Genomic DNA, 17,063 nt, shown 5'->3' with positions numbered 1-17,063 from the left:
CGCTCCAGAAACTATGCAGGGGCTCTATTCGTGGGTTATTCGTTCGGTAACGGCATCGAAATGGCCTATGCCTGGAGACGCAACAGAAGGTGCCCCGCCCCGGCCGAAGGCGCCGGCCACGGCCACGCGACGGAGCTCCGGCCGAACCGGGCGCCTGCGCCGACGCCCGTTCGACCGGAGCTCCGTCGTGGATCAGTCCGCGGCCACTTCGAGGTCGCGGCCGAGCAGCGCGGCGACCGCCTTGTGGACCTGTTTGCCGTTGTCCGAGTTGGTCATCACCACACAGCCTGTACCGGACCGCAGCCGCGTCGAGGTCAGCGCGCGGAAGCCCGCGGTCTGCCCGCCGTGCCCGAACTCGGGGTCGGCCAGCGAGCCGTCGATCACCGTACCCAGACCGTAGAAGCTGCCGGGGAACGCCTCCTTGAGCATGAAACCGGCGGCCCGCGCCGACAGCAGGTCCGAGAAGCCCAGGTGGGCCCGGCGGATCTCACCGGCCAGCTGCGCCAGGTCGGCGGGGGTGGACCACAGTCCGCTTCCCGCCCGCACCGGCCGCACCCGGTGGCCGCCGAACAGCGCGTGCCCGTACGGGTCATGGCCGACCGCCACGTCCTCGTCGGGCCCGGCCGTCTCCTCGGGCGACAGGAAGGAGCTGTCCCGCATGCCCAGCGGACGGAACACCAACTCCTCGGCCAGCTCCTCGAATTCCTGCCCGGTCACATCGAGGAGCAGTTGTTCGGTCATGGCCCACTGGCTGCCGGCCTTGCGGAACAGCGCTCCGGGCTCGTGCTCGGCCCCCACGTCGTCCAGTACGGCGGACAGCTTCGGCATCGCCTCTCCGGGCCGCCACCAGGTGCTGGGGGTCTGCGAGAGACCCGAGGTGTTGGACAGGCAGTGCCGCAGGGTGAGCGGGTGCCCGCCGGCCGCCCTCGGCGCCTTGCGGCCGGCGAGGAAGAGATCGAGGTCCGCGTCCAGATCGAGCACGCCCCGGTCGGCCAGCCGCAGCGCGGCGAACGCGGTGACATGCTTGCTGATCGAGCCGGCCTGGAAGCGGGTCCGCAGGGTCACCGGCGCACCGGACTCCGCGGACCGTACGCCGTAGGCGTGCACGCCGACCAGCCGGCCGTCCCTGAGCACGGCGACCGCCGCGCCGGGCACCCGGTGGTTCTCCATCGCCTCCGACACCTCGGGCGTCGTCAGCGAGCCCCGCGTCGCACCGAGCACCGTCATGGCCTTGTCCGCTCCCCCATCGGTCTCTCCGCCGCTCTCACCGCCGGCCTCTCCGCCGCTGTGTCCGGCGCTCTGTCCGGCGCTCTGTCCACCGTCGAGCGCTACCGCGAGGTCCTCGATGGTCTCGCTGTCCAGCAGCATCCGCAGCGTGAGGTCGAGTCCGGCCCGCCGGGCGGCCGCCATCACATGGACGATGCGCATGGAGTCGGCGCCGAGGTCCAGCAGCCGGTCCCGTACACCCACGTCGGGCACGCCGAGCACCTCGACGCAGGTCTCCACCAACAGCCGCTCGGTCCTGTTCCGTGGCGCCGTGTACTCCCGGTCGGCGACCAGGGCCGTACGACCGGGCGCGGGCAGGGCCCTGCGGTCGACCTTGTCGGAGGCGTTCAGCGGCATGGCGGCCAGCGTCACGAACGCCGCGGGCACCATGTACGAGGGCAGCGACGCGGCCAGGAACGTACGCAACTCGCCCTGGTCCGGTTCCTGTTCGCCGTCCTCCCGGTCCGCGACCAGATAGGCGGCGAGCCACTTCTCGCCCGCACCGTCCTCCCGGGCGATGACCACCGCGTCCCGTACCGCCGGATGCTTCAGCAGCACTTCCTCGATCTCGCCCAGCTCGATCCGGTAACCGCGGATCTTCACCTGGTGGTCGATCCGGCCGAGGAACTCCAGCTCTCCGTCCGCCCGGAAGCGGGCCAGATCACCCGTGCGGTACATCCGTGAGCCCGGCGGACCGCCGAACGGCTCCGGGACGAACCGCTCGCCGGTCAGCCCCGGCCGGCCCACATAGCCGCGCGCCACCCCGGCACCCGCGAGATGCAACTCGCCTGCCACGCCCACCGGAACGGGCTGCCCCCCGGCGTCGAGCACATAGACGCGGTAGTTGTGGATCGGCCGCCCGAGCAGCACGGTGCGGGTGTCCGGCAGCACCTCGGAGGCGGTGGCCCAGACCGTGGTCTCGGTCGGCCCGTACTGGTTAAACAGCCGGTCGAGCCGGCCGCGCAGCTCCCGGGCCAGCGCCGGCGGGCACTCCTCGCCACCGGTCACCCCGATGACAGGGCAGCGGCCGAGCCCGGCGGCGACCAGCAGCTTCCAGCCCGCGGGAGTGGCCTGGGCATGGGTCACCCCTGCCCCCTCGATCAGCCGCAGCAGCGCGGCGGGATCGCCCGCCTCGTCGTCGTCCGCGAGCACCACGCGGCCACCGCTGATCAGCGGCAGATACAGCTCGGACATCGAGATGTCGAAGGACAGCGACGTGGCCGCGAGCCAGGCGTGCCCCGGCCCGGAGCCGAAGCGCTCACGCATCGAGAACAACATGTTCAGCAGCGCGTACTGGCCGATCTGCACCCCCTTGGGGCGTCCGGTCGAGCCGGAGGTGAAGAGGGTGTACGCGAGACGGTGCCTGCGGGAGGCGTCCTTCAGGTCGGGTGTGGAGGAGGCGTCGGACGAGGCGTCGGGGGCGGTGTCCGGCCGCCCCGCCAGCTCCGCGCGGACCCGGTCGAGATGGATGAACTCACCGTCGTAGCCACCGCCCAGCGGGTCGGCCAACGCCCCCTCGGTCACGACCAGCCGGGCGCCGGCCGCGCCGAGTATGTAGGTCAGCCGGTCCACGGGCAGTGAGGCGTCCAGCGGAAGGTGCGAGCCGCCCGCCTTCCAGATGCCGAGCAGCCAGGGCAGCATCTCGGGGCCACGGCGCAGCAGCACACCGACCACCGACTCGGGCCCCACACCGGACGCGCGCAGCTGGTGCGCGATCCGGTTGGCCCGTATGTCCAGCTCACGGTAGGTGAGGGTGTCCCGGCCCACCTGTACGGCGACGGCGTCGGGGGTGGCGGCGGCCGCCGCCTCGATCACCTCGTGCACATACCTGCTCATCCCCACTCCACCTCGGTGTCGTTCCAGTCCTCGAGGACCTGGGTGAGTTCGGTCGCCGAGAGCAGCGGCGCGTTCACGTCGCCGTCCGGATCGGCGGCCATGGCCTCCAGCACCGCCCGGTACATGGCGGCCAGGCGCTCGGCGTTCACCCGGTTCAGTCCGGTGCTGACGGCCCGCAGGACCAGCCGTCCCGGCACATTGGCGATCGACATCGTGAACTCGTTGGAGCTGTCGCCGGCCCCGGCCCTTACGTCCACCGACCCGGTGTCCACCTGATGGAAGTCCTGGTAGCGGTACATGATGTCGAACAGCCGTCGCCCGCCAGCCAGTCGCTGTACGGCGGGAAGCGGGTAGCGGCGGTGGCTGTACACCTCCGCCTCGCGGTCGAAGACCTGGCGGACCAGCTCGCTCCAGGTCCTGGCACCGCGATCGTGGGCGAACGGCAGGGTGTTGAGGTACATGCCGTACACCCGCTCGGCGCCCGGCTCCTCCGGACGCGCGCTGTACAGCACGCCGGTGTGGAAGGCCGGTTCACTGGTCACGGTGGAGAGCACCTTCAGATGCGTGGCCAGCAGGACGGCCTTGAAGGAGGTGCGGGTGGACTTGGCCAGCGCACGCAGCGCGGGCTCGATGTCGCGGAACTCCACGGACAGCTTGAAGTCCTCGCGGGGCGCGCCCGTGCCGTCGCCCCAGTCGGGCGGGAGCACGCACATGGCGTGCGCGTCGACGATCCCCTGCCAGTAGCCGCGGTCCTCCTCGGACTCCAGGGAATCCAGTTCCGCCGCGATGAAATCGGCGTAGCGCACGGTCGTCGGCTCCGGCTGCTCCGGCTCCTCGCCGGTGGCGTAGGCGCGGTAGAGGCCGAGCACCTCCATCAGCAGCGACTGCTGGCTCCAGCCCTCCGTGATGGCGTGGCAGTGCGTGAAGCCCAGATGCCACGCCTCGTCCGACTCGACGAGCGCGGAGATACGGAGCAGCGGGGGCCGGGAGAGGTCGAACAGCTCGGCCCGCTCCCGGGCGATGTGCGCCCGGCGCGCCTCGTCCTGCGCCTCGGCGTCCCGGCCCCGCAGATCGTGCACGGTGACCGGGATGTCGGCGGTGGCGTGGACCAGTTGGAGCGGAAGGTCGAACTCTTCGAGCGCGATGGACGTACGCAGCATCTCGTGGCGTTCCACCACGGCCCGCCCGGCCCGGCGCAGGGCGTCGGCGTCGAAAGGCCGGCCGTCCTTGATCCGGAACGTCGAGGTGTTGTGGTACTTGTTCAGCCCGTCGTCCGCGAGCATCTCGACCAGCATGCCGAGCTGCACCTTGGCGAGCGGATACGCGTCGACCAGCCCTGCGGGCAGCGCCTCCCGGGTCTGCTCGGAGAGCAGGGCGAACGGTGCGACGGCGGTGGACGTGGACGCGGTGACCGGTTCCGCTCCGCTCAGTTCGGCAGCCAGCCCGGCGACCGTACGGTGCTGGAACACATCGCGGACCCCGGCCTCGAAACCCTCGGCGCGCAGGGCACCGACCAGCGCGATGGCCTTGATGGAATGACCGCCGAGATCGAAGAAGTTGTCCTCGACGCCGACCTTCTCCAGCCCCAGCACCCGGCCCCAGACCGCCGCGATGCGCTCCTCGGTGGGGTTGCGGGGCGCCACAAAGGTGTCGGGCGCGGACTCGTCCGGAGCAGGCAGGGCACGCCGGTCGAGCTTCCCGTTGGCGGTCAGCGGAATGGTGTCGAGCCGCACGAACGCCGACGGGACCATGTACTCCGGCAGCGTCGCCGCGAGCCGTTCGGCCACGGTGTCGGCCTCGCCGACGACGTACGCGATCAGGCGCTGGTCGTCGGAGACCACGACGGCGGCATCCGTCACCTGCGGGTGGGCGATGAGGGCGGCCCGGATCTCGCCGAGCTCGATCCGATAGCCGCGGATCTTCACCTGGTCGTCGATGCGACCGAGGAACTCCACCGCGCCGTCGTCGCGCCAGCGCACCAGGTCACCGGTGCGATAAAGCCGGGCGCCCGCCGGCCCGTAGGGATCGGGCAGGAACTTCTCCGCCGTGGCCGCCGGACGGTAGGCGTAGCCACGAGCCACACCGACACCGCCGACGAACAGCTCACCCACGGCACCGACCGGCACAGGCTGAAGCTCGGCGTCCAGGACGCGCATGGTCATGTTGGGGAGGGGGCGTCCGATCGGCACCACGCCCTCGAAGGCTTCCTCCAGTGGGAAGACGCAGGTGCCGACGGTCGCCTCGGTCGGACCGTACTCATTCATCACGCGACCGGCGCCGAGCAGCGCGCGCCAGCGCTCCACCAGCCCACCGGGAAGCGCCTCACCGGCCACGACGACGCGTGTCGTCAGGTCCTGGATCTGTACGTCGGACAGCTGGCCGGAGAGCACCTCCAGGTGACCTGGGGTGAGCTTCATGAAGGAGAACGGACCTGCCTGAACCAGGCTTTCGCCCAGCTCGGTCAGTTCGCCGTCCCACAGCCATGTCCGCTGCCCAGCCGCCAGCGGCGCCCAGACGTTCGGCACCACCAGATCGAAGGCCACCGACGAGAACACCGGCGCACCACCCTGCCCGGAGCCGGCCAACTCCCTTACAGCCCAGTCGATGTGATTCACCAAGCTGCGGTGCGAGACCTGCACACCCTTCGGCCGACCCGTCGAACCCGACGTGAAGATCGTGTACGCCACCGAGTCCAGATCCACCGAGCCAGCAGGTATGACGGTCGGGAAGGACGACAGATCCTCCTCGACCAGCACCTTCTCCACCCCAGGGAAGCGATCCGCGTAGGCGGAGGACGTCACCGCGACCGTCACCCTGGCATCGGCGACCATCCCCGCGATCCGGTTGGCCGGCAGCACCGGATCCATCGGAACAAACCCCGCACCCGCACGCCACACCCCGAGCAGTGCCGCCACCAGATCGACCGAACGATCCAGCAGCACCGCAACCGTCGAACCAGGACCGACCCCCGCCTCACGCAGCCGATGCGCCAGCCGGTTCGCCCGCACATCCAACTCCGCGAACGTCAGCGTCCGTCCGCCACTCTCCACCGCCACCGCACCCGGCGACTCCACGACCCGACGCGCCACCAACTCCGGCACCGACACCTCAGGCACCAACACCGCAGAGTCGTTCCACGCGGTCAGCACACGCTCACGCTCACCACCCGGCAGGAACACCGCGCGGGCATCCCCGTCCACATCCCCCGCCATCGACTCCAGCACCGACCGGTACATCGCCGCCAGACGATCCACCCCCACCCGGCCGAGCACCTGGGGATCCGTCGTGAGCAGCAGACCGCTCCCTCGTGCGGCCACCGCGAGGCCGAACTCCGTCGCGCCCTCGCCCAGCCCGGAATCGGTGTCGACGATGTCGCTCTCCGCCTGGGCGTCCTGTAGATCGAGATAGCTGAAGCGCACATCCAGCAGGCGTGTTCCGTCGCTCAACTCCCGCTGCATCACCGGCATCGGGAAGCGGCGGTGCGGCCAGAGGGTGCCCTCCTGGTCGAAGACCTGGCGGATCAGCTCGCGCCAGGTCCGCGCGCCGCGCTCGTACGCGAACGGCACGGTGTTCAGGTACATGCCGTACACCCGCTCGGCGCCCACGACCTCGGGGCGGCCACTGGACACCAGCCCCGTGCAGAAGGACTCCTCCGGGGTGAGCTGGCTCATCACCTTCAGGTGCGCCGCATGCAGCACGGCCTTGAGTGAGGTGCCGGTCTCGCTCGCGGCGGCGCGCAGAGCCGGGGTCAGATCGGTGAGCGGTACGCGCACGGTGTTCGCGCGCCCGGGCTCACCGTCACCCCAGCCGGCGGGCAGCTCGAACGTGGCATGCGTCCCGAGGACGCCCCGCCAGTAGTCGCGGTCCTCGTCCGAGGCCAGTGACGCCAACTCGGCGGCGACGAAGTCCGCGTAGCGCACGTCGGGGATGTCGACCACGGGCAGCTGCTCACCGCCGCGCACCCGCAGGTAGCCCTCGACGATCTCGCTGAGCAGCGAGCGATGGCTCCAGCCCTCGGTGATGGGGTGGCAGACGCTGACCGACAGCCACCATGCCTCGTCGGACTCCACGAGCGCGGAGATACGCAGCAGCGGTGCTCGGTCGAGGTCGAACGCCTGGGCCCGCTCGCTGATGATGTGCACCCGGCGTGCCGCCTCCTGCTGCTCGGCGTCCTGCCCCCGCAGATCGTGCACGGTGACGGAGATGTCGGCGGCCGCGTGGATGAGCTGGAGCGGTACCGAGTAGCTCTCCAGGTCGAACGAGGCGCGCAGCATCTCGTGGCGGTTCACCACGTTCCGCGCGGCGCTCCGCAGGGCCTCGGTGTCGAAGGGCCGGCCGTCCTTGATCCGGAACGTGGTGGTGTTGTGGTACTTGTTCAGGCCATCGTCCGCGAGCATCTCGACCAGCATGCCGAGCTGTACCTGAGCCAGCGGGAAGGCATCGACGAGGCCCTCGGGCAGCGTGGCCCGGTCCTCCGCTTCGAGCAGGGCGAACGGTGCGACGACCGTGGACTCGGTGACCGGTTCGGCTCCGCCGAGTTCGGCGGCCAGTCCGGCGACCGTACGGTGCTGGAACACATCGCGGACCCCGGCCTCGAAGCCCTCGGCACGTAGCGCGCCGACCAGCGCGATGGCCTTGATGGAGTGACCACCCAGGTCGAAGAAGTTGTCCTCGACGCCGACCTTCTCCAGCCCCAGCACCCGGCCCCAGACCGCGGCGATGCGCCCCTCGGTCGCATTGCGGGGCGCTACGAAGGTGTCGGTCGCGGACTCGTCCGGGGCAGGCAGAGCACGCCGGTCGAGCTTCCCGTTCGCCGTCAAGGGAATCGTGTCGAGCGGTACGAACACCGACGGGACCATGTACTCTGGCAGCGAACCGGCCAGCCACCCCGCCAGCTCCTCCGCGGCGCCGACGACGTACGCGACCAGGCGCTGGTCGTCCGCGACCACCACCGCCGCGTCCGTCACCTGCGGATGGGCGATGAGCGCGGCGCGGATCTCACCGAGCTCGATCCGATAGCCGCGGATCTTCACCTGGTCGTCTATACGGCCGAGGAACTCCACCGCGCCGTCGCCGCGCCAGCGCACCAGGTCGCCCGTGCGATACAACCGCGCGCCCGCCGGGCCGTACGGGTCGGGAAGGAACTTCTCCGCTGTCGCGCCCGGACGGTAGGCATACCCCTGAGCGACTCCGGTGCCACCGACATAGAGCTCGCCGACCGCACCCACCGGCGCGGGTTGAAGCTCGGCGTCCAGGACGCGCATGGTCATGTTCGGCAGCGGGCGCCCGATCGGCACCACACCCTCGAACGCTTCCTCCAGCGGGAAGACACAGGTGCCCACGGTCGCCTCGGTCGGACCGTACTCATTCATCACCCTGCCTGCTCCCAGCAGCGCGCGCCAGCGCTCCACCAGCCCACCGGGAAGCGCCTCACCGGCCACCACCACGCGCGACGTCAGTCCCTGGATCTGCGCGTCGGACAACTGCCCCGACAGCACCTCCAGATGCCCCGGAGTGAGCTTCATGAAGGAGAACGGACCCGCCTGAACCAGGCTTTCACCCAGCTCGGTCAGCTCTCCGTCCCACAGCCATGTCCGCTGCCCCGCCGCCAACGGCGCCCACACATTGGGCACCACCAGGTCGAAGGCCACCGACGAAAATACCGGCGCACCACCCACACCCGAGCCGGCCAACTCCCGCACCGCCCAGTCGACGTGGTTCACCAGACTGCGATGCGAGACCTGCACACCCTTCGGCCGACCCGTCGAACCCGACGTGAAGATCGTGTACGCCACCGAGTCCAGGTCCGTCACCCCATCCGGAGCCGAGTCCGGGTAGCCGTCGACGCGCGTGTCATCGATCCGCACCACCTCTACGTCGAACGGGTCCGCGTAGTCCGAGGAGGTCAGTGCCACACCCACCCGGGCATCGGCGACCATCCCCGCGATCCGGTTGGCCGGCAGCACCGGATCCATCGGAACAAACCCCGCACCCGCACGCCACACCCCGAGCAGTGCCGCCACCAGATCGACCGAACGATCCAGCAGCACCGCAACCGTCGAACCAGGACCGACCCCCGCCTCACGCAGCCGATGCGCCAGCCGGTTCGCCCGCACATCCAACTCCGCGAACGTCAGAGTCCGTCCACCGCTCTCCACCGCCACCGCACCCGGCGACTCCGCGACCCGACGCGCCACCAACTCCGGCACCGACACCTCAGGCACCAACACCGCAGAGTCGTTCCACGCGGTCAGCACACGCTCACGCTCACCACCCGGCAGGAACACCGCACGAGCATCCCCGTCCACATCCCCGGCCATCGACTCCAGCACCGACCGGTACATCGCCGCCAGACGATCCACCCCCACCCGGCCGATGACATGCCGGTTCGCCGTGATCACCATGAAGCCGGCGCGAGTGGAGACACCCAGCGGGAATTCGGTGGGGCTGTCATCAAGGGTGGCGGGGTAGTCGACGACGTCCTGGTCGACCTGCCGGAAGTTCTGATAGCTGAAGCGGACGTTCACCAGGCGCTCGGAGCCGCTGAGTTCACGCTGCATCGCACCGAGCGGATAGCGGCGGTGCGGCCAGACCTCGATCTCCTGGGCGAAGACCTCCGCCACCAGCTCACGCCAGGTCGCGGCGCCCCGCGTGAAGGCGAACGGCAGCGGGTTGAGGTAGACCCCGTACACCCGCTCGGCGCCCACGGCCTCCGGCCGGGCGTTGGTCACCAGACCGGTGCAGAAGGACTCCTCCGCGGTGAGCTGGCTCATCACCTTCAGATGCGCCGCGTGCAGCACGCTCTTGATCGGCACCTTGGCCTGGCTGGCCAGGGCGCGCAGTCCCGCGTCCAGGTCGTGGTACGGCACCCAGGCGCGGTGCAGTCCGCGCGGTGTCTCCGCCGGGTCGTCACCCCACCCGGCGGGCAGCTCGAAGGGCGCGTGGCCGTCGAGGATTCCCCGCCAGTAGTCACGGTCGTCGTCCGAGGCCAGGGACACCAGCTCGGCGGCGATGAAGTCCGCGTACCGTACGGCCGCCGGCTCGGGCTCCTGCGGGGGACGGCCGTCCCGTATCGCCCGGTAGGTGGTCGCCAGCTCCATCAGCAGCGAGTGGTGGCTCCAGCCCTCCAGGACGGCGTGGCACTCGGTCAGGGTGAGCCACCAGCTGCCGTCGTCGCAGGCGTGTCCGGTGAACCGGATCAGCGGCGGCCTGGCCAGATCGAAGAGACGCGTGCGCTCGTCGGCCATGAAGGCCCGCAGCGACCGCTCGACGGCGGCCCCGTCGAGGCCGGTGAGGTCGCGTGCGCCGACCGGCGATTCGACCTCGGACGGATCGTGGACGAACTGGAGCGGCACCGAGTAGCCCTCAAGGGCAAAGGAGGTGCGCAGGACCTCGTGCCGGCCGATGACGAGGTCCACGGCCTGTTGCAGCGCCGCCTGTTCGAAGGGCTGGTCGTCCAGGATCCGGAAGCAGGTGGAGTTGTGGTAGTGGTTGCGGCCGTCGTCGGCGAGCATTTCGACGACCATGCCCAGCTGGACTTGAGCCAGCGGATAGGCGTCCACGACGCCCTGCGGCAGCCGGGCGCGGTCCTCGTCCGCGAGCAGGGCGAAGGGCTCGACGCCCGGTTCGACCTTGGCGGGGGCGGGCCGGCCGGTGAGGAATTCGACCAGCTCGGCGGGGGTGCGGTAGGCGAAGACATCGCGGACCGTCACGTCGTACTCGGCCTCGCGCAGGGCGCCGACCAGCGCCACCGCGCGCAGCGAGTCGCCACCCAGGTCGAAGAAGTTGTCCTCGACGCCGACCTGCTCGACGCCGAGTACCTCGCGCCAGATCGCGGTCATTTCCTCTTCGGCCGCGGTGCGCGGCGCGACATGGGTGGTCTCGATGCCGAGCGCGCCCCGGTCGGGGGCGGGCAGCGCGGCCTGGTCGAACTTGCCGTTCACGGTCAGCGGGATCCTGCCGACGATCAGGAAGGCCGTCGGGATCATGTACTCGGGCAGCGATCCGGCCAGCAGCGTCCGCAGTTCGCTGGGCGCGGCAACCGCCTCGCTGGTGGGCACGATGTACGCCACCAGCCTGCGGTCACCGGGGGTGTCCTCGCGGGCCACGACGACCGCGTCCCGCACCCGGGGGTGTGTGGTCAACGCGGCCTTGATCTCACCCAGTTCGATGCGATGGCCGCGGATCTTCACCTGATGGTCGATCCGGCCGAGGTAGTCCAGGCTGCCGTCGGGCCGTCTGCTCGCGAGGTCACCGCTGCGGTAGAGCCGGGAGCCCGGCGCTCCGTACGGGTCGGGTATGAACCGTTCGGCGGTCAGCCGCGGGCGGTGGAGGTACATCAGGGCGACGCCGGGACCGCCGACATGGATCTCGCCGGGTACCCCGATGGGCACCAGCTCGCCGTGGGCGCCGAGCAGATGGACCCGGAGGTCGCGCAGCGGCGTGCCGATCGCGTTGCCGGTCTCCGCGTCAAGGTCGGCCTGGGTGAGCCGGTGGTAGGTGGTGTGCACGGTGGTCTCGGTGATGCCGTACATGTTGACCAGGGCCGTACGGTCCAGGCCACGGCGTGCGGCCCAGGGCTTCAGCCCCGGAATGTCCAGTCGCTCACCGCCGAACGTCACGACACGCAGGGCCAGTTCGTCGATCAGCGGGTCGCCGTCGGCCGCCAGCGCGACCAGGCTGCGGAAGGCGGACGGGGTCTGGTTGAGCACCGTGACGCGCTGCTCGACGAGCAGCCGCAGGAAGTCCTCGGGCAGGCGCGCGGTGTCCGGCGCGACGACGACCAGCCGGCCGCCGTAGGCCAGGGCGCCCCACATCTCCCAGACCGACATGTCGAAGGCGTACGAGTGGAAGAGCGTCCAGACGTCCTGCTCGTCGAAGCCGAAGTGCTCCTCGGTCGTGGTGAGCAGCCGGAGCACATTCGCGTGGGTCAGGGCCACGCCCTTGGGGCGGCCGGTGGAGCCCGAGGTGTAGATGGTGTAGATCAGGTCGCCGGGCGCCGCGCCGGACTCCGGGTTGGTGTCGGGCGCCGCGGCCAGCGCCGCCGCGTCGGACTCGCCGTCCGCGACCACGAGCCGGCCCTCGACCACGCCGGCCAGGTGTTCCACATGCGCGGTGGAGGTGACCACGAGCCGGGCGCCGGCGTCCTTCAGCGTGTAGCCGATCCGGTCGGCCGGGTGCTCCGGGTCCAGCGGCAGATAGCCCGCTCCGGACTTGAGCACGCCCAGCAGGGTGGGTACGAGGCCGAGATCGCGGTCCATGCTGACGCCGACCAGTTCGCCGGGGCCCGCGCCGAGTGCGCGCAGATGGTGGGCGAGCCGGTTGGCGCGGGCGTTGAGCTCGGCGTAGCTGAGCCGCTGGTCGCCGAAGACCAGGGCTGTCGCATCGGGGGTGGCCGCGGCCCGGTCCTCGAAGACCTCGTGGAGGCAGCGGCCGGGGGCCAGGGACGTACGGCCCTCGGGCGCCGCGGCGGCCTCGGCCGGCGCGGGCAGGAGCACGGCCAGATCGGCGTCGTCCAGCAGGTCCAGCCGGGAGAGCGGCAGATCCGGGGCGGCCACGGCGGATTCGAGGAGTCGTACGAAGTGCCGGACCAGCCGCTCCACCGTCGTCCGGTCGTAGAGCGCGGTGCTGAACTCCAGCGCGCCCCGCACCGCACCGTCGCCGTACTCACCGAGCTGGAGGGTGAGATCGAAGCGGGAGACCCTGGAGGTCGCGCGGAGGGCTTCGGCGGCCACGCCGGGCAGCCGGACGTCGCGGGTGCGCTCCTGGTGCATGGTGAAGGCCACCTGGCACAGCGGGGTACGGGACATGTCCCGCTCCGGCTGGAGTTCGTCCACGATCCTGGCGAACGGGAATTCCTGGTGGTCGAAGGCGTCCAGGACGGTCTCACGGGCGCCGGTGAGCAGCGTGCGGAACGACGGATCGCCGTCCCAGCGGCTACGCATCACCAGGGTGTTGATGCCGTAGCCGATGAGCTGTTCCAGCTCGGGGCGGCCGCGCCCCGACACCACGGTGCCGACCGAGATGTCGCTGCGCCCGGTGTAGCGGGCGAGCAGCGCCTGATAGCCGGCCAGCAGGGTCTGGAACGGGGTGGCGCCGTGCTCGGCGCCGAGGGCGCGCAGCCGCTCGGCCAGCGGGGCGGGCAGGTCGACCGGCACCGCGTCGCCGGCCCAGCTGCGGGTGGCGGGACGGCGCCGGTCGGTGGGCACCTCAAGGGGGGTGCTGCCGCCCAGCCGGTCACGCCAGTAGTCGAGTTGTCCGGCCAGCGCGTCGCCGGAGAGCCGCTCGCGCTGCCAGGCCGCGTAGTCGGCGTACTGCACCCGCAGCGGGGCCAGCGGTGACGGCTCGCCGTCGAGGAAGGCACCGTACACAGCGGAGAGTTCGGACAGGAACAGTCCGACGGACCATTCGTCACAGGCCACATGGTGGAAGACCACGGCCAGCAGATGGTGGTCGTCGGCGATCCGGATCAGCCGGGCGCGCAGCGGCAGCCCGTTCTCCAGATCGAAGGGCCGGCCGGGCTCGGCCTCGGCCAGCGCGGTGGCTCGCCGCTCCCGCTCCGCGGCGTCCGCCACCCCGGTGAGGTCGTCCACGGGTAGCGCGAACGGGCCGGGAGGGTCGATCAGCTGGACCGGCTCGGCGCCGTCGAGGCGGTAGCGGGTACGCAGGATCTCGTGCCGGGCCACCAGCTCCTCGAAGCCGCGGCGCAGCGTGTCCGCGTCGAGCGCTCCGCGCAGCCGGAGCACGACCGGGACGCTGTACTCCCAGCTCTCCGGGTCCAGCCTACTCAGGAACCACATCTGCTGCTGGCCGTGGGAGAGCGCCTGCGGGCCGTCCCGGTCCACCGGCACCACCGCGGCACGCCGCCCGCCGCGGCCCCCGGCGAGTCGGGCGCGCACCAGTTCCTCGCGGCTCTCCTCGGCCTGCCGGTTCGTCCGAACTCCGCCAGTGCTCATGCTGAGCGCTCCTCCCGACCCTGTGTTTCCGTACGTCGACCGCATGTCACGCGCCTGTCCCTTACCGCCGATCCGGGCCGCCGGCCGGCGGCCGGTGCTCAGGCGCTCGTCTGCTCCATACGGCGGCGCAGGCTCGCCGGCCGCATGTCCGTCCACACCTCGTCGATCCGGTCGAGGCACGCCTGCCGGGCGCCTTCGGTGCCCTCGGCGCGCCAGCCCGCCGGCAGCTCCCGGTCCGCGTCCCAGATCGAGTACTGCTCCTCGTCGTTGAGGACGACCCGGTAGACGCGGTTGTCGGTCTGCTCGTCAGCCATGTCGGTATCCCTTCGGTGATCGGATTCGCACTCAGCTTCGGGCGGGCGTCTATACCGGCCCTCTACCAGGGCCCTTTTGGCACAACGCAGCACGCGGCCCGGTCCCGACGGGGGGCGGGACCGGACCGCGTGGGTCTCAGTGGTGGTGCTGTGGAGCCGTGTTGCTGCGGAGCCGTGTTGCTGCGGAGCCGCGGCTCTGCCGCCGGCGCGCTATTCGCGGGCGCCGACGAGCTGCACCGTCCTGGCGCGCAGCGCCGCGCCGACGGGCAGCACGGTGCCGATCACGGCGAGCAGCGTGGAGACGACCGCGACGACGACCACCACCGCGTACGGCACCACGATGGGCGTCGTACCGAACAGCTGGAGCAGCGCGCCCCACAGCCCGGCCAGGTTGACCGCGGTCGCCACCAGCGCCAGTACCACCCCGATGGCGGCCACCAGCACCGATTCCGCGACGAAGAACCGCACGACCTGTCTCGGCGTGGCCCCGGCCATCCGGAGCACCGCCAGATCGCGCTTCCGGTCGGAGGTCGCCATGAGCAGGGTGTTGAGGATCGCGATGAAGCAGAACAGCAGGATGATCACGGCGGTGGAGCGCTGCCGCACCTCGATGAGATGACGGGCATACGCGCTCTCCGAGGCGACCAGTTGGTCCCTCGTCATGAAGTTCGCGCCGGTGCCGGCGACCGCCTCGCGGATCGCCGCGGTGGCGGCGGCCCGGTCGGTGCCGGGGTCCAGCGAGATATACGCCCGCCGCGCCAGTCCGTCGCGGGCGTAGCCGGCGGTCTTGGCGAACCGCGGGGGCAGATACGCGACGTCCTCGCCGCGCATCGCCTTGTAGGTCGCCGCGATCCGCAGGTCGACTTCCTGGCCGTCCGCCATCAGCACCTTGAGCGTCGAGCCCACGTCCATGCCCCACAGATCGGCCACGGCGGTGCTGTTGTCGTCCAGGTCGTCCAGCGAGCCGTCGAGCACCTTCAGGTCCATCGTCCGCTTCAGCGCGGCGGGGTCCACGACGAGCCCGTCGTTCTCTTCGAGACGGTCCTCGTCATGGGTGTAGATGGTGGTCAGGATGGGCGCCGCGATCTGCACTCCGTCGATACGGGCGACCCGGTCGATCACCTGCGGGCTGATCCCGGGAGTGCCGTCGGGGGCGAGCGCGTACTCCGACCGCACCTGGTTCTGCAGCCCGTTGTCGCGTGCGGCACCGAGCGAGTCGGTGGCGGCGAGCAGCGAGAACGCGAGACCGACGGTGAGCAGGACCGGCGCCGCGGTGGCGGCTGTGCGCCGCCGCGAGGTCAGCACGCTCTCCCGTACGAGCATGGCGGTGGGCCCCGAGGAGCGGCTGAACGGCGCCATCAGCAGCTTGGCGAGCGGTCCGACGGCGAGCGGGGCGAGCACCGCGGCGGCCAGCACGGGAACCATCAGCGAGAGAACATAGGTGTTCGGCGAGAGGACACTGGCCGGGGAACCGACGGCGATCCAGGCGGTCCATCCGACGCCGCCGACCAGCCCGGCCGCGCCGAGCCAGAACCGGCCGCGCGTCATGCCGGTGTCGTCGACCGCCGCCTCGCGCAGCGCCTCGATGGGCCGGATGTTCCCGGCGCGCCGTGCGGCGGCTGCCGCGCCCGCGAGCGCCACCAGGATGCCGACCAGGAAGGCGCCGGCGAGCGGGGCGAGCACCGTCCAGTGCAGCGAGGGCTCGACCGTGAACCAGGGCGGTGAGATGTCCATGGCGATGAGCATGTCGGCGAGCAGCTGCGCACCGAGCAGGCCGAGCACCGTGCCGACGGCCGACGCGAAGATGCCGACGAGCAGCGCCTCGTTCCGTACCATCTTCCGCGCCTGCTTGGGCGTGGCGCCCACGGCACGGAGCAGAGCGACCTCGCGGCGGCGCTGGATCACCGCGAACGCGAAGGTGGAGGCCACCACGAAGATCGCGGTGGTGCCCGCCACGCCGGCCATCACCGGCACCAGCGTGATGGTGTTGTCCAGCGTCTCGCGGTCCTGGTCCTCACTGGCGTCCGCCTTGTGGCGGTCCTTGCCGGTGAGCACCTCGGCGTCCCTGCCGACGGCCTCGCGCACCGTGTCGGCCGGGCCGAGTGCCACCAGGGCCTCGACGCGCGGGGACAGCCGGGCAGCTTCCGTGTCGCTGAAGAAGACCGCGTCCTCCCAGCCGACCGGCGGGACGGTGCCGCTCACGGTGTACCGCGCGACGCCGGCGGCGGTCAGCACGGTCACCTCGTCGCCGGTGCGCGCCTGGTCGGAGGGGACGACGATCTCCTTGTCGGAGGACGGCTGCTTGCCGTCCGCCAACACGTAGCCGCCGAACCGCGCCACCGGCCAGGGATGGCCCACCTGGTCCTTGGAACCGCCTTCGAGCTGGGCGTAGAAGGACCGGTCCACCACGGTCCCGCCGGTGGCTTCGACCTTCTGCCGCAGCTCCGGGGAGACGCCCTTGGCCTCCGCCAGCGAACGGATCCCGAGGTCGTGGTGGGCGGGATTCCAGGTCGGGTCGGAGGGCAGCACCACCGCAGGCGCCCGCGCGAACCGCTCAGCGGGCCGGTCCGGCAGATCGAGCATGGTCATCAGCAGTACGCCCATGGCCGCGACCTGCGCGACCCCGAGCACCAGCGCCACCACCGTGCCGAGGAACGACACCCAACGCGCCCGCAGGGTCTGGAAAGCCACC

General features: G+C 71.1%; 4 protein-coding genes. All 4 read right to left on the bottom strand.

Annotation, left to right across the window (positions count from 1 at the left end; translation table 11 throughout):
• Window positions 1-192: 192 nt before the first annotated feature.
• Window positions 193-3,102, bottom strand: a complete 2,910-nt coding sequence (locus ACZ6MZ_RS02225) for a non-ribosomal peptide synthetase (RefSeq protein WP_469349266.1) — start codon at window positions 3,100-3,102, stop codon at window positions 193-195.
• Window positions 3,099-14,057 carry an amino acid adenylation domain-containing protein gene (locus ACZ6MZ_RS02220; RefSeq protein ID WP_469349264.1) on the bottom strand — a complete coding sequence of 3,653 codons (10,959 nt, stop codon included), beginning with the start codon at window positions 14,055-14,057 and terminating at the stop codon, window positions 3,099-3,101. The genes ACZ6MZ_RS02225 and ACZ6MZ_RS02220 overlap by 4 nt, the downstream gene beginning before the upstream one ends.
• 98 nt (window positions 14,058-14,155) lie before the next feature.
• The gene (locus tag ACZ6MZ_RS02215; protein ID WP_384179207.1) at window positions 14,156-14,371 is read right to left on the bottom strand and encodes an MbtH family protein; all 216 of its coding nucleotides are present in this window, start codon (window positions 14,369-14,371) and stop codon (window positions 14,156-14,158) included.
• 210 nt (window positions 14,372-14,581) lie between these two features.
• The gene (locus tag ACZ6MZ_RS02210) at window positions 14,582-17,062 is read right to left on the bottom strand and encodes an ABC transporter permease (RefSeq protein WP_469349261.1); all 2,481 of its coding nucleotides are present in this window, start codon (window positions 17,060-17,062) and stop codon (window positions 14,582-14,584) included.
• Window position 17,063: the final 1 nt, after the last annotated feature.

It is taken from the genome of Streptomyces sp. NPDC042201, assembly GCF_055582185.1.
This window is presented reverse-complemented; position numbering and strand designations above follow the sequence as displayed.